The organism is Kitasatospora sp. NPDC056184 (assembly GCF_042268405.1).
Classification (GTDB): Bacteria; Actinomycetota; Actinomycetes; order Streptomycetales; family Streptomycetaceae; genus Kitasatospora.
The window spans coordinates 232,772-251,816 of the sequence record NZ_JBHJUI010000002.1 but is presented as its reverse complement, the minus strand read 5'-3'; the positions used below and the strand labels follow the sequence as shown (position 1 = coordinate 251,816).

At 73.8% G+C, this 19,045-nt stretch carries 20 protein-coding genes; 8 read left to right on the top strand and 12 right to left on the bottom strand.

The features are described from left to right. Window positions 1-9: 9 nt before the first annotated feature. The 3 genes from fxlM to ACFC0B_RS06215 form a co-directional block, all read right to left on the bottom strand. Entirely contained in the window at window positions 10-1,227 is a 1,218-nt protein-coding gene (gene fxlM / locus ACFC0B_RS06225; RefSeq protein ID WP_376082970.1) for a methyltransferase, FxLD system, read from the bottom strand. Window positions 1,228-1,515: 288 nt separating this feature from the next. Continuing rightward, window positions 1,516-1,989, bottom strand: a complete 474-nt coding sequence (locus ACFC0B_RS06220) for a hypothetical protein (protein WP_376082968.1) — start codon at window positions 1,987-1,989, stop codon at window positions 1,516-1,518. Between the two features lie 128 nt (window positions 1,990-2,117). Further along, window positions 2,118-2,717 carry an ATP-binding protein gene (locus tag ACFC0B_RS06215; protein ID WP_376082965.1) on the bottom strand — a complete coding sequence of 200 codons (600 nt, stop codon included), beginning with the start codon at window positions 2,715-2,717 and terminating at the stop codon, window positions 2,118-2,120. 255 nt (window positions 2,718-2,972) lie between these two features. On the opposite strand from ACFC0B_RS06215, the gene ACFC0B_RS06210 reads away from it, so the two are divergent. Next, window positions 2,973-4,358, top strand: a complete 1,386-nt coding sequence (locus ACFC0B_RS06210; RefSeq protein ID WP_376082963.1) for a tol-pal system YbgF family protein — start codon at window positions 2,973-2,975, stop codon at window positions 4,356-4,358. Between the two features lie 33 nt (window positions 4,359-4,391). Beyond that, window positions 4,392-5,291, top strand: coding sequence for a phosphotransferase family protein (locus tag ACFC0B_RS06205; protein ID WP_376082960.1), 900 nt, complete (start codon window positions 4,392-4,394; stop codon window positions 5,289-5,291). A 4-nt stretch (window positions 5,292-5,295) separates the two neighbouring features. Here the strand turns inward: ACFC0B_RS06205 and ACFC0B_RS06200 are convergent, their stop codons facing one another. Then, window positions 5,296-5,661: a hypothetical protein gene (locus ACFC0B_RS06200; RefSeq protein ID WP_376082957.1), complete on the bottom strand. Its 366-nt coding sequence runs from the start codon at window positions 5,659-5,661 to the stop codon at window positions 5,296-5,298. Between the two features lie 148 nt (window positions 5,662-5,809). On the opposite strand from ACFC0B_RS06200, the gene ACFC0B_RS06195 reads away from it, so the two are divergent. From ACFC0B_RS06195 to ACFC0B_RS06185, 3 genes are read left to right on the top strand one after another with little or no spacing between them, the layout of a single operon-like run. Beyond that, a complete protein-coding gene (locus ACFC0B_RS06195) occupies window positions 5,810-6,904 on the top strand; it encodes a hypothetical protein (RefSeq protein WP_376082954.1) in 1,095 nt (364 codons plus the stop codon). Between the two features lie 13 nt (window positions 6,905-6,917). Then, window positions 6,918-7,586 (top strand): YdcF family protein, encoded by a 669-nt coding sequence (locus ACFC0B_RS06190; protein ID WP_376082952.1) that lies wholly within the window; start codon window positions 6,918-6,920, stop codon window positions 7,584-7,586. 19 nt (window positions 7,587-7,605) lie between these two features. After that, window positions 7,606-8,307, top strand: a complete 702-nt coding sequence (locus ACFC0B_RS06185; RefSeq protein WP_376082950.1) for a WbqC family protein — start codon at window positions 7,606-7,608, stop codon at window positions 8,305-8,307. A gap of 367 nt (window positions 8,308-8,674) precedes the next feature. Here the strand turns inward: ACFC0B_RS06185 and ACFC0B_RS06180 are convergent, their stop codons facing one another. The 4 genes from ACFC0B_RS06180 to ACFC0B_RS06165 form a co-directional block, all read right to left on the bottom strand. Beyond that, window positions 8,675-9,637: a pirin family protein gene (locus ACFC0B_RS06180; protein ID WP_376082947.1), complete on the bottom strand. Its 963-nt coding sequence runs from the start codon at window positions 9,635-9,637 to the stop codon at window positions 8,675-8,677. Continuing rightward, window positions 9,630-10,112 (bottom strand): OsmC family protein, encoded by a 483-nt coding sequence (locus tag ACFC0B_RS06175; protein ID WP_376082946.1) that lies wholly within the window; start codon window positions 10,110-10,112, stop codon window positions 9,630-9,632. The genes ACFC0B_RS06180 and ACFC0B_RS06175 overlap by 8 nt, the downstream gene beginning before the upstream one ends. Further along, window positions 10,109-10,417, bottom strand: coding sequence for a GNAT family N-acetyltransferase (locus tag ACFC0B_RS06170; protein ID WP_376082943.1), 309 nt, complete (start codon window positions 10,415-10,417; stop codon window positions 10,109-10,111). The genes ACFC0B_RS06175 and ACFC0B_RS06170 overlap by 4 nt, the downstream gene beginning before the upstream one ends. A gap of 100 nt (window positions 10,418-10,517) precedes the next feature. Next, window positions 10,518-11,267, bottom strand: a complete 750-nt coding sequence (locus ACFC0B_RS06165; RefSeq protein ID WP_376082941.1) for a hypothetical protein — start codon at window positions 11,265-11,267, stop codon at window positions 10,518-10,520. Window positions 11,268-11,620: 353 nt separating this feature from the next. On the opposite strand from ACFC0B_RS06165, the gene ACFC0B_RS06160 reads away from it, so the two are divergent. Further along, window positions 11,621-12,085: a hypothetical protein gene (locus ACFC0B_RS06160; protein WP_376082939.1), complete on the top strand. Its 465-nt coding sequence runs from the start codon at window positions 11,621-11,623 to the stop codon at window positions 12,083-12,085. 57 nt (window positions 12,086-12,142) lie between these two features. On the opposite strand, the gene ACFC0B_RS06155 is transcribed toward ACFC0B_RS06160, so the two are convergent. Next, on the bottom strand, window positions 12,143-13,399 hold the full coding sequence (locus ACFC0B_RS06155) for an MFS transporter (RefSeq protein ID WP_376082936.1): 1,257 nt from the start codon (window positions 13,397-13,399) through the stop codon (window positions 12,143-12,145). 91 nt (window positions 13,400-13,490) lie between these two features. Here ACFC0B_RS06155 and ACFC0B_RS06150 point away from each other — a divergent pair, with 91 nt between their 5' ends. Further along, the gene (locus tag ACFC0B_RS06150; protein ID WP_376082934.1) at window positions 13,491-14,543 is read left to right on the top strand and encodes an ArsR/SmtB family transcription factor; all 1,053 of its coding nucleotides are present in this window, start codon (window positions 13,491-13,493) and stop codon (window positions 14,541-14,543) included. 55 nt (window positions 14,544-14,598) lie between these two features. Here ACFC0B_RS06150 and pepN read toward each other — a convergent pair whose 3' ends face one another. Together pepN and ACFC0B_RS06140 are read right to left on the bottom strand one after the other, a co-directional pair. Further along, window positions 14,599-17,088: an aminopeptidase N gene (gene pepN / locus ACFC0B_RS06145; RefSeq protein ID WP_376082932.1), complete on the bottom strand. Its 2,490-nt coding sequence runs from the start codon at window positions 17,086-17,088 to the stop codon at window positions 14,599-14,601. Between the two features lie 66 nt (window positions 17,089-17,154). Then, complete coding sequence (locus tag ACFC0B_RS06140) at window positions 17,155-17,616, bottom strand: MerR family transcriptional regulator (protein WP_376082931.1); 462 nt, start codon at window positions 17,614-17,616, stop codon at window positions 17,155-17,157. Here ACFC0B_RS06140 and ACFC0B_RS06135 point away from each other — a divergent pair. After that, window positions 17,615-18,406 (top strand): methyltransferase domain-containing protein, encoded by a 792-nt coding sequence (locus tag ACFC0B_RS06135; protein WP_376082928.1) that lies wholly within the window; start codon window positions 17,615-17,617, stop codon window positions 18,404-18,406. The two genes, ACFC0B_RS06140 and ACFC0B_RS06135, sit on opposite strands and share 2 nt — an antisense overlap. A 56-nt stretch (window positions 18,407-18,462) precedes the next feature. Here ACFC0B_RS06135 and ACFC0B_RS06130 read toward each other — a convergent pair whose 3' ends face one another. Further along, window positions 18,463-18,948 carry a histidine kinase gene (locus ACFC0B_RS06130; protein WP_376082925.1) on the bottom strand — a complete coding sequence of 162 codons (486 nt, stop codon included), beginning with the start codon at window positions 18,946-18,948 and terminating at the stop codon, window positions 18,463-18,465. Window positions 18,949-19,045: the final 97 nt, after the last annotated feature.

Here is a 19,045-nt window from a genome sequence, read left to right as displayed (position 1 = left end):
GGTCGCGGGTCACGGCCAGGTGATCGTGAGTCGGACGTGCCGCTTGTCGATGACCGGCCCGTCCGGGAGCTGGTCGTCGGGGATGCCGGCCGGGTAGGCGGTGAACACGGGGCCGGCGCCGGTGCGGTGGTAGCGGGCCCAGACGCCGACCTGTTCGGCGATCAGGTCGGCGAGGCGGTCGCCGTCGGGGCCGAAGCCGTGGGCGCCGAACTCGAACACCGCCGGGTCGTCGCCGATCTTGCGCAGCGCGAGGTAGGCGAGGCTGTCGCCGTCCACCACGAGCGGGCAGGCCATCCTGTTCGCCGGGGCGACGGTCCCGGTGTCGAGCGTGCGGTCGACGGAGATCAAGCCGAATCCGGGCAGCGCACCGGCCAGCCACAGGTACAGCGAGTCGAACGGCTCCTGGTTGCCGACTGTCACCTGCGTCCACCGCTCGACGCGCGGTGTCTCCAGCACGCCCGCGAGCCGGCTGGTGTCCGGCCGGTCGAGCTCGTCGAAGCGCAGCCCGACCTCCTTGGTGCCGCGCGGCAGGACCAGGTGTTCGTCGTGCGCGCCGGTTCCCTGCATCTTGACGAAGCCGCACACCTCGGCGCTCACGCTGACCAGGCGCGCGCCGTCGCGGCGGAAGCTGATCGAGCGGGTCAGGCCGTGCATCCGCAGCGGCACGGTGATCGTCCCGCCCTCGGCGAGGCCGACGGTCCAGGCGGGCGGCAGGTCCCACGCGCCGACGGTGACGAGGATCCGGTCGAACGGCGCCCCGGCCACGGGCTCGGAGCCGTCGGCGAGCACCACCTTCACCCGGCTGTAGCCGGCCTCGTCGAGGAAACGGGATGCGCGGTCCGTGACGAACGGGTCGATGTCGACCGTCGTCACCTCCCCTGCCAGTCCGACGAGTTCGGCGAGCAGGGCCGCGTTGAATCCGCCGGATCCGATCTCCGCCACCCGCATCCCCGGGCGGACGTCGGCCTGCTCCAGCATCAGGGCCTGGATCTGCGCCGCCGAGACCGAACTCACCGCGATGCTGTGCTCGTCTCGCTTGGTCACCAGGGCGCTCACCGGCTCGTAGGCCTCGGTCAGCGGCACCTCGGGGGCGAAGATGTGCCGCGGCACGGCCAGCAGCGCGGCGGCCACGCGGTCCGTGCGGATCGTCCCGTCGGCACGCAGGGCTTCGACCATGGCCGAGCGCAGCTCCTCGACGGGCTCGTCGGTCTTCGGCAAGGTGGACATGGTGGCAACTCCTCTTTGTAGGGGCCGCGTTGCGTGTGCTGCGGCGGTCAATTCCTGAGATACACGATGGCGGCCGGTACCGGATGGCACCTCGGGAACACCTGGTGTCGGCCGGCGGGCCGGCTGGCGCCCGATCGGGGTCGGGTGCTCGCCGGAGGCTGGCCTGCCCGAGGCTCGGGAGGCCTGCGTGCCCAGCCCACGGCGTCGAGGTAGGGCAGCGGTGGAACGGTGATGCGTCCAGCTCTGCTGAGGCAGTTCGAGCCGAACTGGCGGACCTGAAGGCGGTTGTCAGGGGACGAACCCGGAGGCCGATCGAGAGGCGGCCCGGGCTCTGCGGATCGCGACGGCGAGGTCTCCGGGACGGGTGAGCAGCCCGGTACCGTCCGGCTCGACCAGCCACTCCCGGCCGCCGACCCGGCCCACACCGGTTCCCGGCACGGGTATCGCCTGCGGGAGCCTGCCCGCACGGCAGCTCAGCAGCTCAGCCTCCGGGACGCCCCACTCCCCGCGCTCGATCGCCACCAGCCAGAAGCTGTACCGGCGGACGTGGTCCAGCAGAACCGGCCCGGGCCTGCGCCCGGCGGCCCGGAGGTCTTCCACCGCGGCCTGCCCCAGCGGGAGCGACAGCAGCCGGACGACGTCGAAGTGGATCCCGATCGGGATCTCGGCCAGCAGCCCCTGGCTCCACAGCAGTCGAGCGCGGGCGGTGTCACCGCTGGCCTGCGCGAGCCACCAGCCCCCACGCACTGCGGCCTCGGACATCCCTCCAGGTCGGCCACGGCCTGCCATGACTGCTCGCCCTTCTACCTTGACGGAACAACTGCGGTACTCGGTCTGCGCACTCGGCCCTGGAGGCCGTCACCATCGAGGTGGCGGAAGTGGCCGGCTGGTCAAGCGGCCAGGTGGCCCCTGCCGGTCCGGCGGGTGCCGCGCGCCCTGGTCACCTGCTGCTGGCTTGTCGGCCGTACGTGCCCCGGTGCTGGCGTCGCCCGGGCCGGCGGGCCTGAGGGAACCTCCACCACCGCCTCCGCCTGCGCGGCCTCGCGGCCGGTCGTCGACGGCAGGTGGACGTCGAGTTCGAACCAAACCGAGAAGCCGATGGGTCTGCCGGTGTCGTTGGCGCGCTGGCCCCAGCCGACGTCGTCGGCGTAGCCGCCGAGGACCGCGAGGCCACGACCGCTGGTCGCGTCCAGATCCTCAACCTGTCCGTCCATCTCGGGGAGGGTCAGGCCGCCGTCGGTGACGGTGACCCGCAGCCTCCTGCGCGGCTTGTCCAGGTCGCCTTCGACCAGCAGTTCGGCCTTGTCTCCGAGGCCCACGTGCTCGACGCCGTTGGCCAGTAGCTCCGAGATGCACAACCTGAGCGCATAGGCCCTGTCGTCATCCAGGGTGAAGCCGTCAAGGTTGGCGATGCTGCGGACCAGCAGGTCCCGAAAGACGGGAACTGCGGAGAGGGTAACCGTGGCTCTGAACTTGGCAACGCAGATCATGGCAGGTCCTCCGGGGGTGTGCGTGTCGGCAGGGCTTCCCGGGCCGTCGATGGGAGACGGCATCGCGTCCGTCGCGTGTCCACAGAGATTCGCGGGACGGCGCGTACGCGGCAAACAGAACTTGTTACTGGTGCTCCGCCGAGCTCACGGGTTGGTGGCTTCTGCGACCGCAGGGCAGTAACTAGTTGCGGTTTTCCGCTCCCAGTCAGTAACTGCTGACTAGGATTCCGTCAGCGGCTGGGGAGGTGGACAGTGGTGCACAAGCCGTCCTGCGCAGCGCGGATCAGAACGCGCGCCCAGGAGAGCGGTTGGACGATCGAGGCCACAGTGGCGGAGATCGTCGACTGCTGCGAGGCGAGCTGGCTTCGCGCCCATCGCCTTGGCCGGGGGTGGACGCTGCGCCAGGCGGTGGATGAGCTGATCCAACTGTGCGAAACGCGGGGGTTGGCTCGGCCTCACGTGGACCCGGACCAGTTGAGAGCTTGGGAGACGGGCCGAACTCCAAGAGGCGGAACGATCGATCTGCTCTGCCGCCTGTATGAGTCCAACGCTCAAGGACTCGGCCTGGCAGGGGACTACCGACCGACACCGCACACCGGAGCCGACGCAGCCGTACCGACTCCAGGGCCCGGCAGCCTCCTGGTACCGCGCCCGGCCACCTGGAGCGCACCCAGCGACCCCTTCCGCGACCTGGTCGACTCCTACCGCCGTAAGGTCGAGGGAACGCTCGCCAGCACGACCGCCAGCGGTACCCAGCTGGAGGTCCTGGACGAGCAGATCATGGACCTGCGTCGGGCATACGTAGCCTCGCCCCCGAGCCAGATGGTGGCCCGGCTCGTGCAGCTCCTCGAGGAAGTCCGGCTTCTTGCCGCTGACCGGCAGCCGGCCGCGGTGCAGAGCCGTCTGTCCGAGATGATCGCCGTACTGGCGACCCTGGTCGCGGACGCCTTGATGAAGTTGGGCCGGTTGGACCAGGCCCGGCTGTGGTACGGAACGGCGCGCTCGGCGGCCGACGACAGCGGAAGCGGGGAGCTTCGGGCCCGCGTGCGGGTGCAGGCCGCAATGCTGCCGTACTACTACGGCCCGCTGGAGCGCGCTGTGAGCCTGACCCGCGAAGCCCGTCTGCTCAACCGCGGCCGGGCAACTTCCACCGGAGCATTCGCCGCTGCCGCCGAAGCCCGCGCACGAGCCCGGCAGGGCGACATCGAGGGCGCCCGGACGGCCATCGCGCAGGCCCACGACCTGTTCGACCGGTGCCCTCCCTCGCCCCCTGACGATGCCTGGGCGTTCCCGCGGCGCCGGCTGCTCCTCTACCTGTCCGGCGCGCACACCGCACTCGGTGACGTGCAGGAAGCCCGCCAAGCCCAGGACGAAGCCCTGTTGCTGTACCCGGACCACAGCGGCATCGACCCAGCACTGCTGGCCCTTGAACACGCCATGTGTCTGGCCCAGGAGCACGACGTGACCGAGGCGTGCGAACTGGCCTGTCACACCGTGCTGGCGGTCCCTGAAGCACATCGGACCGAGATCCTGGGTGTCCGCGCCCAGGAAGTGATCAACATACTGCCCGCCCGGGTGCATACCACCCGCGCCGTGCGCGATCTCGGCGAGGTTCTTGCCCTCCCGACCGGCACGAGGTGACAGGAACAGCCCTCGCCCGTCAGCCTTATGGGCATGACTGTTCCGGTTGTCATCGGCGGATTCGCCGAGTCCGAGGTGCACGCCGTCCTTGCGGAAGCCTGCCGTCGTATCGGAGTAGACCCTGCAGGTGCCGAGACGCTGCGCGGCCACACCAACGCGGTGCTCCTGCTCCGGGCCGCCGGAGCGGTGGCCAAGATCGCCCGTGCGGGTACCCCCGTGGGCGACGTCGAGCGCACCGTGCGGCTGGTCCGGTGGCTCAGCCGGCGCGAGTTCCCGACCGTCGAACTGCTGCCGGTGGAGCAGCCCGTCCTCGTCGGCGAGCACGCCGTCACCTTCTGGCACTACCTCCCCCAACCCGACCACCCCGTGCCGGCCGCGCATCTCGCTGTCCCCCTTCGCACCCTGCATCAACTCCCACCTCCTCCCTTCGAGGTCCGGCCGCTCGACACGGCCGGGGCGATCCGTCGGTCGATCGCTTCGATCACGGCTCTGCCACCTGCGGACACGGCGTTTCTGCGGCAGCGGTTGTCCGACCTCGAATCGGCGCTGGCCGACGTTCACTTCGTACTGCGTCCCGGACTTCTCCAGGGCGACCCTCAGCACCGAAACGCTCTTCACCAGGGCGAAGCGGCGGTGCTGTGCGATTGGGACACGGCCTGTTTCGGCCCTCCTGAACTGGATCTCGTCACGGTGGAGATCCACTGCCGCCGGTTCGGCTACGGCCGCAGCCACTACCAGCGGTTCGCCGACCTGTACGGCTTCGACGTGACCACCTGGAGCGGCTATACCGTCCTGCGCGACCTTCGCGAGTTGCGGATGATCACCACGAATGCGAAGCGCGCCACGACGGGCAGCTCGACTCTTGAAGAGGTCCGGCGCCGCGTCGAAGGACTGCGGCTTGGCCAGGTCGACTCCGGGTGGACCATTCTCTGAGCCGCTACGCGACCGCCCCGAGGTCCGGCGCCGGGCGGGGCCGGGTCGGCTGCCGTCCGCGCACCACCATCAGCCGTATCCCGACCGACTGAAGGCGTTGCCGACGCCGGTCCGCGCACCCCCTGGCTCCAAGGTGTGCGTCCGTCGGCAGGACCACGGCGTACAGCCCCTTCCCGGTGATGGACGTGACGACCGCCTCGGGATCGCTTCCGTCGTCGGTGATCACCGTGGAGAGCGCCAACTCCCGCTCCGCGCAGAAGCTCTGAAGGACCTCGGACAAGGCCTGCCTCCGGCGAAGGGAAGTGGCCACGGACGCGTTGAGAAGTCCGACAACCAAGGGAAGCGGTACAGGCAGTTGTTCAGTCAGCATCGGCCGCTCTCCTCTACCTCTGGGCTTCAGTTCCTCCAGCGTGCCGGGCACAGCCGCCGTGGGGAATGAACGGTTGTGGCAGTTGCGTGGCAGTTCCGCCGCACAGGCCCGTCGCTGAGTGCTTCGATGGTCGCCGATCCGGGAGGTGATGCACGTGACCGTGAGCGAGTGGAGCGGGGTCGAGGCCAGAGCCCTACGGCTGGCCAGCCGGCGCAGCGTCCGGGACTTCGCCGCGGATTTGGGTGTCGCGGTGCGCACGGTGTCGAACTGGGAGCGGCTAGGGGCGAGCACGACGCCCCGGCCGGATACCCAGGCGATTCTGGACACGGCTCTGGGCCGCCTCGATTCGGCCGCCGCGCTGCGTTTCGAGGCGGTCTTGTCGGGGAGCGGTCGGCCGGTGGCGGCTCGGGCCAGGGGCGGGCCCCGGTTGTGGGAGTACGAGACGTGGGTCGAGGACATCGAGCGGGCTGTGCTCGCCGCGTCCGGGCAGAACTTCGCGTTCGCGGAGAACCTGCTGGAGCGGTGGCGAACACGCTGGCCGGCACGCGAGTTGGACGACCGGGGCCTGTACCTGTTCGCGCGGACGACGACGCTCGCGGGCGATCTGCTGAGGGACCGCGGGGTGCTGCTCGGCCCGCTCTCGGCGTCGCGGTCGTACGCGGCGGCCCGGTCGGTCTTCGATCAGCTCGGTGTTCCGCGCCGGGTGGCGCAGTTGGACCTGTCGCTGGCGGTGGTCCGGGAGATGTCCGGTGACCTGGCGGGTGCGGCCGAGGCGTACGGGCAGTTGGCCGGCGACGTCCGTCTGAGTCTGCGCGATCGGCATCGGGCCGGGCTGTGGGTCGGCACGTCGTTGGACAAGCAGGGGCTGCACGAGGAGGCCGTACCGCTGATGCGTGCGGCGATCCGGGGGTTCGACGCCTTGACCGAGCCGGAGGACTGGGGCACCGCGCACCAGAAGCTGGCGCTGTTGCACCGCGGCACGGGTGATCTCGGAGAGGCTGCCCGGATGATCGAGGTCGCGCAGTCGGCCGGCGGCGGGTCATCCCCCATGCAGCAGGTGCGGCTGGGCACGGCGCGCGGCCACATCCTGCTGTCCGACCCGGCGAGCGTCGGCGAAGGGCTGGCCCTGCTGCACGAGGCCGCCACCCAGGCGGCCACGTACGGTATGAGCCACCAGCTGCGCGCCATCGAACGCATCCGAGGACGCCTCGACCGCGGAGGTGCGGCAGTCCCGTTCAGGTAACCAGGAGAAGCACGTGACGAGCACTTCCCGGCGCGAGATCACCGACCAGCAGTGGGCGGACACCGCGCTGCTGTGGGACTACCAGCAGATGGGCCACGAGCTTCGGCCGTGCGACGTGGCGATCGGGCTGGGATCCCACGACCTCGGGGTGGCCGCCGAGACGGCCCGGCTGTACCTGCGCGGCCTGGTGCAGCGGATCGTCTTCACCGGCGGGCCGAACCCGAGCCGGCCGGATGCGTTCCCGCGCGGTGAGGCCGTGCACTTCGCCGAGCACGCGGTGGCCCTCGGCGTTCCGGAGTCCGCGATCCTGCGGGAGCCGAACGCCCGCAACACCGGGCAGAACATCGAGTTCAGCCGCAAGGTCCTGGCCGAGGCCGGCGTCCGGTTGTCCTCGGTGCTGCTCGTCTCGATGCCCTACATGGAGCGGCGGGCGTACGCCACCTGCCGCCAGGTGTGGCCGGAGGTGGACGTGGTGTGCACCTCCAGCGCGATGGACCTGCACGACTACGCGAAATCGATCGGCGACGACCGGCTCGTGATCGACAGCCTGGTGGGTGACCTCCAGCGGGTCATCGAGTACCCGAAGCTCGGCTTCGCCGTCGCCCAGGACGTACCCGGGAGTGTCCACGATGCCTACCAGCGGCTCATCGACGACGGATTCACCAGCCGCCTTCTCCCCTGACCCTCTGCCGGCCCGGCCGGTGTGCGCGATCCACCAGCCCAACTTCCTCCCGCGCCTGTCCACCGTGGCCAAGCTGGCCGGCGCGGATGTGTGGGTGGTCCTGGACAATGTGCAGTTCGCCCGCCGCGACTATCAGCACCGGGCCCGGCTCGGCTCCTTCGCCGACAGCAGCCGGGCCCGCTGGCTGACCGTCCCCACCCACCTGCCGGACGGCCGCTCGACGGTGATCCGCGAAGCCCGGGTAGTCGACGCGGCCCTCTCCCGTCGCCGAGTCGAAGGGGTTCTCCACGAGCGGTACCGGGCCAGCCCGGCCTGGTCGCTGCTCTCCGAGCGGCTCCAGCCGGTCCTGGAGCTGTTCGAGAGCACCGACCGGCTCGCAGAGATCGCGGAGGCGACCACCCGACTGCTGCTCGACCTGCTCGGATGGAGGGGAAGCGTGGTACGCAGCAGCACACTCGCCGCCGGCACAGGGCGAACCCGGCGGCTCGTGGACCTGTGCCGGGCTGTGGGTGCCGCCTCCTACCTGTGCGGCACCGGCGGGGCAAGGTACGTGGAGCCGTTGCTGTTCGCGGATGCCGGGATCGAGCTCCGCCCGTTCTCCGTGCCGGCCTCGGGGGTGTGGGAGGGCGCGCGGTCGGTCAGCGCCGTGCACCCATTGATGGTGCACGGCGCGGCGGCTGTCCGGCACCGTGTCGCGGCGCGGCGTGGACCTGACGCCTGACGGTGAGGAAGGCGGACACCGGTACTGGCCCCCGGCAATCCGAGCGGCCCCGGCTATGTCCTGATCAGCCGGTCGGCGCCGCTTGGTGGGGGCCCTTCGCCGAGCACCAACCGCCGGAGGCCCTGCCCTCTCCTCCGCAATCAGCTTCTAGCTGATGGGTAATCAGAAAAGTCAGCAACAGGTCAGCATCGATACGAGCAAACCTTGCGACAGACGCGTAGACCTGAAAATCAATAGGCCTTGCACCTTGCCTCCCAAGGGGGGCGGGTACGCGAAGCGGAAATCGTTCTGCCATGGACCTTCAGATGCCCACACAGTCCTGCCGGCAGCGGCGAGCACGAAGGCGACCATCGATTATCTTCGCAGGTCAGCGCACCCGCCCTCGCGCCTTCAGGGGGATGTCGGGAAGCTCCGGGGCCCTCAGTCGGGCCCCGTCGTAGCCGTGGACTTCGCCAAAGCGAAATCCCTTCTCCCAGTCGTTTCGTGCCTGTACGATCTCGTCACCGGATCGGCCGATGAAGTTCCACCACATGACGAGTTTCTCGGCGAAGGGTTCGCCGCCGAGGAGGAGGAAGGTGGCGTCGGTGGTGGCGTGGAGGGGGAGGGTGCGGCGGCCGGTGCCGAGGTAGAGCATGGCGCCGGGGTCGAGGGGGACGGTGTCGGCGGTGAGGGTGCCGGACATGGTGAGGACGGCGTACTCGAAGTCGGGGTCGAGGGGGAGGCGCAGGTCGGTGCCGGCGGTGAGGGTGAGGTCGGCGCCGACGAGGGGGGTGTGGGTGGTGCCGGGGGAGGTGGTGCCGTCGAGGGTGCCGAGGATGACGGTGGCGGTCAGGCCCGGGGCGGTGACGGTGGGCAGGTCGGGGTGGTGTTCGAAGGCGGGTTCGCGGTGGCGGTGGGCGTCGGGCAGGGCGACCCAGAGCTGGGCGCCGTGCAGGAGGCGGGCGTGCGGGCGGGGGGACTCCTCGCTGTGGGAGATCGCGCGGCCGGAGGTCATCAGGCCCAGCTCGCGCGGGCGCACGGTCTGCAGGCTGCCGAGGCTGTCGCGGTGCAGCACCTCGCCGGCGTGCAGCCAGCTGACCGTCTGCAGGCCCATGTGCGGGTGCGGCGGGACCTGCATGCCCGGCTCGTCCGCGATGTCGTCCGGACCGTAGTGGTCGACGAAGCACCACGCCCCCACCATCCGCCGGCCCATGTTCGGGAGGAGGCGGCGGACGACGGTGCTGCCGCCGAGGGCGGTCTCGCGCGGGGCGAGGAGTTCGTGGACGGGGCCGCCCGGGGTGTCGGCGCGGCCGCCGCGGACGGTCGGGACGGCGAGCTCGGGTTCAGCCATGGTGGGCCCCGTTTCCGGAGGTCGAGGCGCGCGGGGCGGCCGGGACGATGGGGGTGCCGGCGGAGACGGCACGGGTGACCGGGGTCCGGTCGGCGATGTCGAACAGGCGGGCGCGCTGGGCGTCGTCGAGGTCGCCGAGGAGGTCGATCCGCCGGGTGATGCGGACGGCCTTCTCCGGGCCCTTCTCGTAGCCGAGGTGGACGCGCACGGTGTCCAGCGGCCACTGCTTGCGCTGGGCGTACATCCGCAGGGTGATCGCGGTGCACGAGCCGAGCGCGGAGAGCAGCAGGCCGACCGGGGTGGTGGCGGTGTCGGCGCCGCCCGCCGAGTCGGGTTCGTCGGCGGACAGCTTGTGGCGGCCGGAGCGGATGTCGACGCGGTAGTCGTCGGCGGTGCTGGTGGCGACGGCGGCCGCGGCGCGGACGAAGCCGGCCCCGGCCTCCGGGGCTCCCCCGGTCGCTTCGGCGGCGGTCACAGGCCGAACCGCTCGCGCTTGGCGGCCGGGACGAGGTCGTGGTACTCGGGGTGCTTGGTCAGCCAGCCGCGGATGAACGGGCAGTACGGGAGCACGGCCAGTTCGTTGGCGCGGGCGTCGTCGAGCGCGGCGCGGGCGAGGATGCCGCCGAGGCCCTGGCCGCCGAAGCGCGGGTCGATCTCGGTGTGGATGAACGCGATCTCGTTCTCGTAGCGGTGATACTCGGCGAAGCCGGCGAGTTCGCCGTCGGAGGTGATCTCGTAGCGGGACTTCTCGGGGTTGTCGGCAACGGCGGTCGTGCTCATGTCGTCTCTCCTGGGGGTCGAGCCCTGGCGTCGGAAGTAATTTATCATTCAACTAATGGAAGATCAAGACCGCCCGGGGCGAGCCGGGCGGTCGAGGGTCTCAGGACAGCGTGATCGGCGGGGGCAGCGGGTGGCAGCCGTCCCAGGCGCCGATCTGGCCGGGCGGGCAGGGCGCGTTGGTGGGACGCGGCGGCGGCAGGGTGGGAACCGGACGCGGCGGGACGGTCCACTCGCCCGGGCCGGGGCCCTCGCGCGGGTCGTAGGTCGGTTCGGGGGCCGGCGGCTTGGGGGCGGCGGGCTTGGGAGCAGGGGGTTCGGGGGCGGCCGGAGGGGCTGCGGGCGGAGCCGGCGGCGGGGTGGGCTGGACCGCCTTCGGAGGCGCGGTCGGGCGCGGGGCGGCCGGGGCCGGGGGGCGCGAGGCCGAACGGCCGGGCGTCGGCTCGACGGGCGGGGCCGCCGGGGCGGAGGGGGCGTCGGGCATCGGCCCGGTGGCGGCCGGGGCCTCCGGAACGGCGGGGACCTCGGCCGGCGGGGCCTCCGGGGCGCTCGGCGCCGGGGTCTCCGGAACGGGAACCGTCGGGGACGGCGAGGCGGATGGCAAGGCGGACGGCGAGGCGGACGGCGAGGCGGACGGCGTACCAGTCTGCGCCGGCTCCGCGGCGTCCGGCCCGCTCATCGCCCAGCTTCCCGCGCCCACCAGGGCCAGGGTGCAGACGCCCGCCGCGACGCCGATGGCGATGCGGCGGCGCCGTGCGGCAGCGCCCGTCCCCGCACCGCCCTCCGCCGCGGTTCTCCCGTCCGGGTCCTGCTCGTTCGGCTGTTCCTGCTTCCGCAGCCGGTCTTCCTGCACCGCGTCCCACCCTGTTCGATCTTCGTTCGGACTGCGCGGATGCTACCGGGACCGCCCGACAGTTCGCACCGCCCGCCCGACGCGAACCGCCGGACGCGCGGGCGGGGTCGCGGGCAGAGCCGCGGGCGGTCGCCGGGACGCTCCGGACCGGCCCGCGGGTTGGCGCAGGCTCGGGCAGAGGCGGCCGGCCGCCGGGGCAACGGGGCCGGTACGCCCGGCCGTTACCCGCAGGTAGGAGATGACGGACCGTCAAGAACGCTGCGAGGTTGACGGCGAGGGTCCGGCAGTCGGGCCCCGTGCGCCGCCTGCCGCCCGCCCGGGAGGAGGGTCGGCCGGTGATCCGGAGGTCAGTGATGAGGATGAAGAAGTTCGGCAGTGCCGCCGCCTCGGCGCTCACGGTCGCCGCCACCCTGGCGGGGACCGTCGTCGGAGCGGCGGGCACCGCCGGTGCGGCCTCGGTGGAGGTGATCACGCTGTGGTACTGCGACAAGCCGACGGTCTCGGTCGAGAACCTCATCGGCCGGAACGGCCAGTTCCTCTGCGGGGGCGGGTTCGGGCGGAAGATGCCCGTCTACACCTTCGACGACGGCACGGTGCAGACCTTCTACATCGGCACGGACTACGCGGTGTGGACGTACTGGACGAACCCGGACGAGACCCGGAGCCCGCTGGTCCCGCTCGGCGGCCGCGCCGCGGGCGACGTCCGGATCAACGCCTACAACGGCGGCTTCGTGCAGCTGGAGGTGACCGGCACGGACGCCCGCCACTGGTTCAACAACCGTGAGGTGAACGGCCGCTGGAGCGGCTGGTTCCGGTAGCCGGCGGCCGGGGAGGCTCATGCCGCCGCCGGCCCGGGACCCTCGGGTCGCCGCCGGTCACCCGGCCGGCGCACCCTTCCGCGAACCGGAGACCGCCCGCCCGTCGGCGCGCAGCAGGCCCGGCGCGAGCAGCGCGGTGACGGCCAGCGAGGCGGCGGCGGTCCCCGCCATCGCGGTGGCGGCCGAGGTCGCTTCGGCGAGCGCGCCCGCCACCGCCGCGCCGATGCCCTGGAGGGCGAGCATGCCGGAGCCGTGCAGGCCGAGCGCCTGCCCGCTCAGCTCGGGCGGGGTCAGCGCGACCAGCCGCTCCTGCAGCAGCAGGCCCGCCCCGTACCCGACGGTGGCCACCGCCACCAGCGCCGCCGCCACCGGCAGCGCGGGCTCCAGCGCGAAGCCCAGGTACGGCGCGGCGAGCAGCGCGCAGAGCGGCACGGCCAGCCGCTCCCGCCACCGGGCCGGCAGCAGCCGCCCGGCCAGCACGTCCCCGGCCAGCATGCCGAGCGCCCCGACGGCGAACAGCAGGCCGGCGGCGTCCGGGCGGTACGGGACGTAGAGCGCCTCGACGCCCACGATCAGGCCGTTGGGCACCCACAGCGCCAGGTACGCGTACCGGCGCGGCGGGGACGACCAGAGGCGCGCGTTGGCCCGCCAGGTGCCGGCGACAGACGGCCGCCCGGCGGCCCTGGCCGGACGCCCGCGCAGCCCGGCGCGGGCCGTGCCGGCGGCCAGCAGGTGCAGGGCGGCGGCCGCGAGCAGCGCGCCGGACGGCGCGAGGGCGGCGACCAGCGCGCCGCCGACGGCGAACCCGCCAATCTGGACCAGGCCCGCCGCCAGGTTGAGGGCGGAGCGCCCCAGCAGGTAGCCGTCCCGGCTGAGGAGGTCCTGGAGCAGCCCGTAGCGGGCACCGCCGCCCGCCGCGCCGGCCACGCCGAGGACGAGCAGCACCGGGAACAGCGCCGCCACCGGGAGTCCGGGCAGCGCCTGGACGCCGGTGCCGGCGGCGAGCAGCAGGCCGAGCCCGGTCAGGGCGGCGCGCGGCGGGAGCCGGTCGGCGGCCGACAGCACGGTGGCCGCCCCGACCAGGTGGGCGAGCGCCGGGCCGAACATGGCGAGCGAGGCGAGCAGCGGCGAGTCGGTCCGTCGGAACACCAGCACGCCCAGCGCCAGCCCGGCCACCGTCTGGGCGGCGGTCTGGGCGGCGGAGTACAGGAACAGGGCGGTGAACTCACGGTCGCGGAACAGCTCCCGGTAGGTGCGGTGCGTGCGGTGGGCAGGGTGGACGGGGTGGGCAGGGTGGACGGGGTGGGTGTGCATGCGGCGGAGTCTTTCCGTCGCGCTCGGCACGGCGTTAGGTTTTCGCCGGGCGGCGAAACGTGGACGCGGACGCGAGGGAGGGCCGGGGGCCGTGGTCTGGTGGCGGCTGGATACGGACACCCTCGCGGGGAGCCGGTTCGCGCTCTCCCCGCTGGCCGAGACGGTCGCCGCGCTGAAGACCCTGCACCGGGGCGGCGGCGCCCACCCGGGCGAGCGGCGGTGGCTGGACGCCGCACTCCCCCGCTACCGGGAGCGGCTGGCCGCCGACCCGGTCACCGCCGCGCTGGTCGGGGCGGCGCTGGGCCCGCGGTGGAACGCGACCTTCCTCACCCCGACGCCGGGCGCCGAGGAGCGCGGCGCGGACGGCCGACGGGTGGCGGACGGGGAGCTGTTCGCCCGGGAGCTGGCGGAGGTCCGGTCGACGCCGCCCGCCGTCGCCCGGGCCGACCTGGCCGAGGCCCTGGGCACGCCGCTGCCGCCGCCGCTGGACCGCGGCGACCTGGCGGAGCGCGCCGCCGACCTGCTGGCCTGGGTGTGGGCGGAGACCGTCGAGCCGGGCTGGCCGCAGCGGCGGCGGATCATCGAGGCGGACGTCCTGGCGCGCACCGCCCGGCTCGGCGCGGGCGGCTGGGCGGACGCGCTGAGCGACCTGCGCCCCGGGATGCGCTGGCTCGGCGGCGACCGCCTGGGGATCGGCCACCGGGACGACGGGCCGGAGCCGATGGAGCTCAGCGGTGTGCAGCTGCTGTTCGTCCCGGTCACCCCGCAGCAGAGCTGGCTGTGCTGGGACGTGCCGCCGGTCGACGGGCGGCGGCGCGCGGCGCCGGGCCGCCGCTACGCCGTGGTCTACCCGTGCTCGGGCGTGCTGGCCGAGGAGGGCCGGCCTCCGGTGCCGAAGGCGCTGGCCGCCCTGCTCGGGCCGGGCCGGGCGGCGCTGCTCGCCCTGCTGGACACGCCGAAGACCACCAGCCAGCTGGTGGCCCTGACCGGGCTGCCGCTCGGTTCGGTGGGCCGCCATCTGCGGATCCTGCGCGAGTCCGGGCTGGCGCTGCGCCGCCGGGCGGGCCGCTCGGTGCTCTACCGGCGCACCCCGGCCGGCCAGGTCCTGCTGGAGGCCGGGACGGACGCGGGCGGGCGGCGCTGAACCGGGCGGCGGCGGCGCGTCGTTCACCCGCGCGCCGCCCGGCCCCGCCCCGGTGCTACTTCTCGGCCAGCGCCCTCGCCCGGACCGCGCGGCGCAGCGTGTCCAGCTGGTCGACCAGTCCGCGCCGGGTCGCCGCGGTGAGGTCCGGGTCGGCCAGACAGGCCTCGGCCGCCCGCACCGTCCGCTCGGTGGCGGCGAAGGCGGGGAAGCCCGCCCGGGTGAGCACCCGGGCCAGGGCGGGGCCGCGGCGGCCGGCGGCCGGCCCCAGCTCCTCGAAGTAGCGCACGGTCAGCCCGTCCAGCAGCTCGGCCTGCTCGGGCTGCCACAGGCCGCTCGCGGTGGCGGCGGCCAGGTAGTTGGAGAGCTCGCCGTGGAAGAGCGCCTGCCAGGCGGCCTCCTTGGCCACCGGGTCGGGCAGTGCGGCGCGGCAGCGGGCGGCGCCCTCCTCGCTGGTGTCGCTGGGGTGGGCGGCGAGCTCGGCGGCGATCTCCGGCTCACCCGCCGCGCCGAGCACGCACAGCCGCAGCAGCAGCTGCCAGCGCAGGTCCGGGTCGAGCACCGGCCCGCCGGGCACGGTGCCGGCCGCCAGCCAGTCGCGCAGCTCGGCGGCCTGCGCCGGGTCGGCGGCGGTGCCGATCACGCCGCGCACGGCCACCAGGCGCAGCCCGGTGCGGTCCGGCTCGCCCTCGGTGCGCCGCAGCAGGGTCCGGCAGGCCTCCGCCAGGACGGCCAGCGCCGCCGGGCGCGCGGCCGGCGGCACGGCGCGGTCCGTCACGAAGGTGCGGGCGAAGGAGAGCACCGCGTCCACCAGGTGCACCGAGGTCTCGCCCGGCAGGTGGGCGGCGACCAGTTCCAGGTACTCGCCCGGCGCCAGCTCCCCGTCCAGCACCTGGTCCCGGGCGGAGCCCCAGAGCACCGCCCTGGCCAGCTCCTCGGGCACGGCGCCGAGCGAGGAGCGCACGGTCTGCCAGGAGCCGGGGTCGAGCCGGACCTTGACGAAGCCGAGGTCGGTGTCGTTGGGCAGCGTCAGCGCGGCGGCGCCCGCCGGCGCCCCGGTACCGTCGGCCGGCAGGTCGAGCGGCGCGCGGTCGGCCAGCTCCAGGGCGCCCTCGGCGGTGCGGCGGTAGTGGCCCACGGTCAGCCGGTGCGGGCGCAGGACGCCGTCGGCCGAGGTGTGCGCGATCCGGCCGTCGGCCACCCGCAGGGTGTCCACGCCGGTGGTGCGCAGCCAGCGGTCGGCCCAGCCGTGGACGTCGCGGCCGCTGGTCGCCGCCAGCGCCCGGAGCAGGTCGTCGAGGGTGGCGTTGCCGAAGGCGTGCGCGTCGAAGTGGTCGTTGACCCCGGCCAGGAAGGCCTCCTCGCCGAGCCAGGCGACCAGTTGGCGCAGCGCGGCGGCGCCCTTGGCGTAGGAGATGCCGTCGAAGTTCTGCAGCGCCTGGGCGGTGTCGTCCACCGTGGCGGGTGCCACCGGGTGGGTGGAGGGGCGCTGGTCGGCGTCGTAGCCCCAGGTCTTGCGGTCGGCGGCGAAGCCGGTCCAGGCGCCGGTGAAGCGGGTGGAGGAGGCGGTGACGCTGTAGGCCATGTACTCGGCGAAGGACTCGTTGAGCCACAGGTCGTCCCACCACGTCATGGTGACCAGGTCGCCGAACCACATGTGCGCCATCTCGTGCACCACCACCATCGCGCGGACCTCGCGTTCGGTGTCGGTCACGGCGGAGCGGAAGACGAATTCGTCGCGCAGCGTGACGCAGCCCGGGTTCTCCATCGCCCCGGCGTTGAACTCCGGGACGAAGCACTGGTCGTAGCTGTCGAAGGCGTAGCGGTGCCGGAAGACCCCGTGGTAGTGGTCGAAGCCCTGCCGGGTGATCTCCAGCAGTTCGGCGGCGTCGGCGTCCAGGTACGGGGCGAGCGAGCGGCGGCAGTGCAGGCCGAGCGGGATGCCGTCGTGCTCGGCGTGCACCGAGTGCAGCGGGCCGGCCACCACCGAGACCAGGTAGCTGCTGATCGCCGGGGTGGGCGCGAACTCCCAGCGGCCGGGCGCGACCTGGCGGCCCGCGCTGTTGCCGACCACGGTCCACTGCTGCGGCGCGGTGACGGACACCGTGTACCGCGCCTTGAGGTCGGGCTGGTCGAAGGAGGCGAACACCCGCGGGCCGTCGTCGAGGAAGGACTGGGTGTAGACGTAGTCCTCGCCGTCCGCCGGGTCGGTGAAGCGGTGCATGCCCTCGCCGGTGTGCGAGTAGGCCATCTCGGCCTCGACGGTGAGGTCGTTGTCGGCCGCCAGGCCGGTCAGCGGGAGGCGGCCGTCCCGCAGGGTGTCGACGTCCAGTTCGCGGCCGTTGAGCACCGCCCGGTGGAGCCTGGACGGTTTGACGTCCAGGTGGGTCCCGGCGCCGGGGGCGGTGCAGCCGAAGCGGATCACCGTGGTGGAGCCGAACACCTCCCGGCCGCGGGTCAGGTCGAGGTCGACGTGGACGGTGCGGACGTCGAGCAGCCGGCGGCGCTCGACGGCCTCGGCGCGGGTGAGGACCGAGAAATCAGGCATACGGGCCATGTTGCGCGATCGAAGGGCAGGCGGCACCCGCTTTTCGGCTTCGGGCGCGGCGGCGGGTCACGGACCCTCGCCCCGGGCCGCGAGCTGCCGGAACCGGGCGCAGCGGGTGACGTCCTCGTGGTCGCACGCCAGTGCGCACTCCAGGAGGCCGAGGGAGGCCTGTGCGGCCGCGATGCGGGCGCGCAGCGCCTCCGCCTCGGCGCGCAGCAGGTCCCGGCGCGCGCCCGCGTCCTCGGCGGCGGCGACCAGGGCGCGGACGGCGTCCAGGGACAGCCCCGCCTCCTTGGCCCGCAGGATCACGGCCACCCGGGTGCGGTCGGCGGCTCCGTAGCGGCGGCGGCCGGCACCGTCGCGGGCCGGGGCGAGCAGGCCCACCGACTCCCAGTGGCGCAGGACGTGGGTGGCGAGGCCGAAGCGCCCGGCAAGGTCGCCGATGCTCATCGGCGCGGCCTCACCGGTGTCCGGTGTCCGGGGCCCGGTTGACTTCATGTCGACATCAACTCCCAGCATGGCGGTCATGACCAGAGAGCGGAGCACCTCCGCGGCACCGGACATCCAACCACCCGACGACGACGGCCTCCTCGCGCGCCTCGACGCCGCCGACCGCCTCCCCGGCGCCGCGCGGCTGCGCTCCCGCGGCTACCGGCTGCTCGGCGCCGGGCCCGGCCGCACGGTGCTGGACGTCGGCTGCGGCGCCGGGCGGGCGGTGGCCGAGCTGGCCGCGCTCGGCGCCCGGGCGATCGGGGTGGACGCGGACGTGCGCACGATCGCCGTCGGCCGCCGCCGGTGGCCCGCGGCGGACCTGCGGACCGGCGACGCGGGCGATCTGCCGCTGCCGGACTCCTCGGTGGACGGCTACCGCGCCGACAAGGTGTTCCACGAGCTGGACGATCCGCGGCCCGCACTGGCGCAGGCCCGCAGGGTCCTGGTGGCCGGTGGGCGGATCGTGCTGGTCGGCCACGACTGGGACACCGTCGTCATCGACTCCGGCGATCCGGCGCTCACCCGCGCCGTCGTGCACGCCCGCGCCGACCTGACCGTCCGTCCGCGGGCCGCCCGCCACTACCGCGCCCTGCTGCTGGACGCCGGGTTCGTGGACGTCGCGGTCGAGGTGCACACCGCCGTCCTGACCGGAGCGGCGGCGCTGCCCCTGCTCACCGGCCTGGTCGAGGCCGCCCGCGCGGGCAGCGCGCTCACCCGTGAACGGGCCGGCGGCTGGATCGCCGAGCAGCGCGAGCGGGCCGCGGCCGACCGTCTGTTCCTCGCCCTGCCGATGTTCCTGGCCTCGGCGACCGCACCGTTCCGCTGAGCCGCACCGTGCCGCTGAGCCGCGGGGGCCGGCCGGCGGCTCGGGCCGGACCTCCGCTACTCGGCGGCGCGGCGGGCCGCCTTGACGCGCTCGGCCAGCTCGGCGGCCGGGAGGCGGCGGAGGGCGACGCCGTGCCGGGCGGCCAGCTCGTCGGCGGGGTGCGGCGAGGCCTCGGCGATGTCGAGCACCAGCATGCAGTGGCCCTCGTCCACCTCCTCGCTGAGCACGATCAGCGCGGCGCCGCCCTCGTGGTCGCGCCAGGACTCGGCGGCGTTGCCGAGCACCGTGCCGGCCGCCCAGCCCAGCAGGACGCCGATCGGGCCGCCGAGCAGCCCGGCGAGGCCGCCGACCACGCCCCCGCCCACGGTCGGCGCGCCCGCCCCGCGCACCTGGCTGGCCGGGAAGTCCAGGGTGCCGTCGGTCAGCCGCTCGACGATCGCGGACTGGTGCAGGCCAGGCAGGTGCGCGGCCTCGTCGAAGGCGGCCCGGCAGGCGGCGCGGTCGGTGAAGTCGAGCAGCAGGACGTGGTGGTTCTCGCTCATCTCGCGGCGGCTCCTCGCTCGGCGTTCGGTCGGTCGGCCCCGTGGCGCGTCGGCGCGTCGGTGAGTCTGTGCGTCGGTGAGTCTGCGCGTCGGTGAG

Bases quoted from the DNA above. Each gene is read 5' to 3' on its own strand.
- ACFC0B_RS06155 (WP_376082936.1), bottom strand. From the start codon at position 13,399: ATGCACACCCACCCCGTCCACCCTGCCCACCCCGTCCACCCTGCCCAC.
- pepN (WP_376082932.1), bottom strand. From the start codon at position 17,088: ATGCCTGATTTCTCGGTCCTCACCCGCGCCGAGGCCGTCGAGCGCCGC.
- ACFC0B_RS06160 (WP_376082939.1), top strand. From the start codon at position 11,621: ATGAGGATGAAGAAGTTCGGCAGTGCCGCCGCCTCGGCGCTCACGGTC.
- fxlM (WP_376082970.1), bottom strand. From the start codon at position 1,227: ATGTCCACCTTGCCGAAGACCGACGAGCCCGTCGAGGAGCTGCGCTCG.
- ACFC0B_RS06140 (WP_376082931.1), bottom strand. From the start codon at position 17,616: ATGACCGCCATGCTGGGAGTTGATGTCGACATGAAGTCAACCGGGCCC.
- ACFC0B_RS06170 (WP_376082943.1), bottom strand. From the start codon at position 10,417: ATGAGCACGACCGCCGTTGCCGACAACCCCGAGAAGTCCCGCTACGAG.
- ACFC0B_RS06135 (WP_376082928.1), top strand. From the start codon at position 17,615: ATGACCAGAGAGCGGAGCACCTCCGCGGCACCGGACATCCAACCACCC.
- ACFC0B_RS06215 (WP_376082965.1), bottom strand. From the start codon at position 2,717: ATGATCTGCGTTGCCAAGTTCAGAGCCACGGTTACCCTCTCCGCAGTT.
- ACFC0B_RS06205 (WP_376082960.1), top strand. From the start codon at position 4,392: ATGACTGTTCCGGTTGTCATCGGCGGATTCGCCGAGTCCGAGGTGCAC.
- ACFC0B_RS06180 (WP_376082947.1), bottom strand. From the start codon at position 9,637: ATGGCTGAACCCGAGCTCGCCGTCCCGACCGTCCGCGGCGGCCGCGCC.
- ACFC0B_RS06220 (WP_376082968.1), bottom strand. From the start codon at position 1,989: ATGTCCGAGGCCGCAGTGCGTGGGGGCTGGTGGCTCGCGCAGGCCAGC.
- ACFC0B_RS06195 (WP_376082954.1), top strand. From the start codon at position 5,810: ATGCACGTGACCGTGAGCGAGTGGAGCGGGGTCGAGGCCAGAGCCCTA.
- ACFC0B_RS06130 (WP_376082925.1), bottom strand. From the start codon at position 18,948: ATGAGCGAGAACCACCACGTCCTGCTGCTCGACTTCACCGACCGCGCC.
- ACFC0B_RS06200 (WP_376082957.1), bottom strand. From the start codon at position 5,661: ATGCTGACTGAACAACTGCCTGTACCGCTTCCCTTGGTTGTCGGACTT.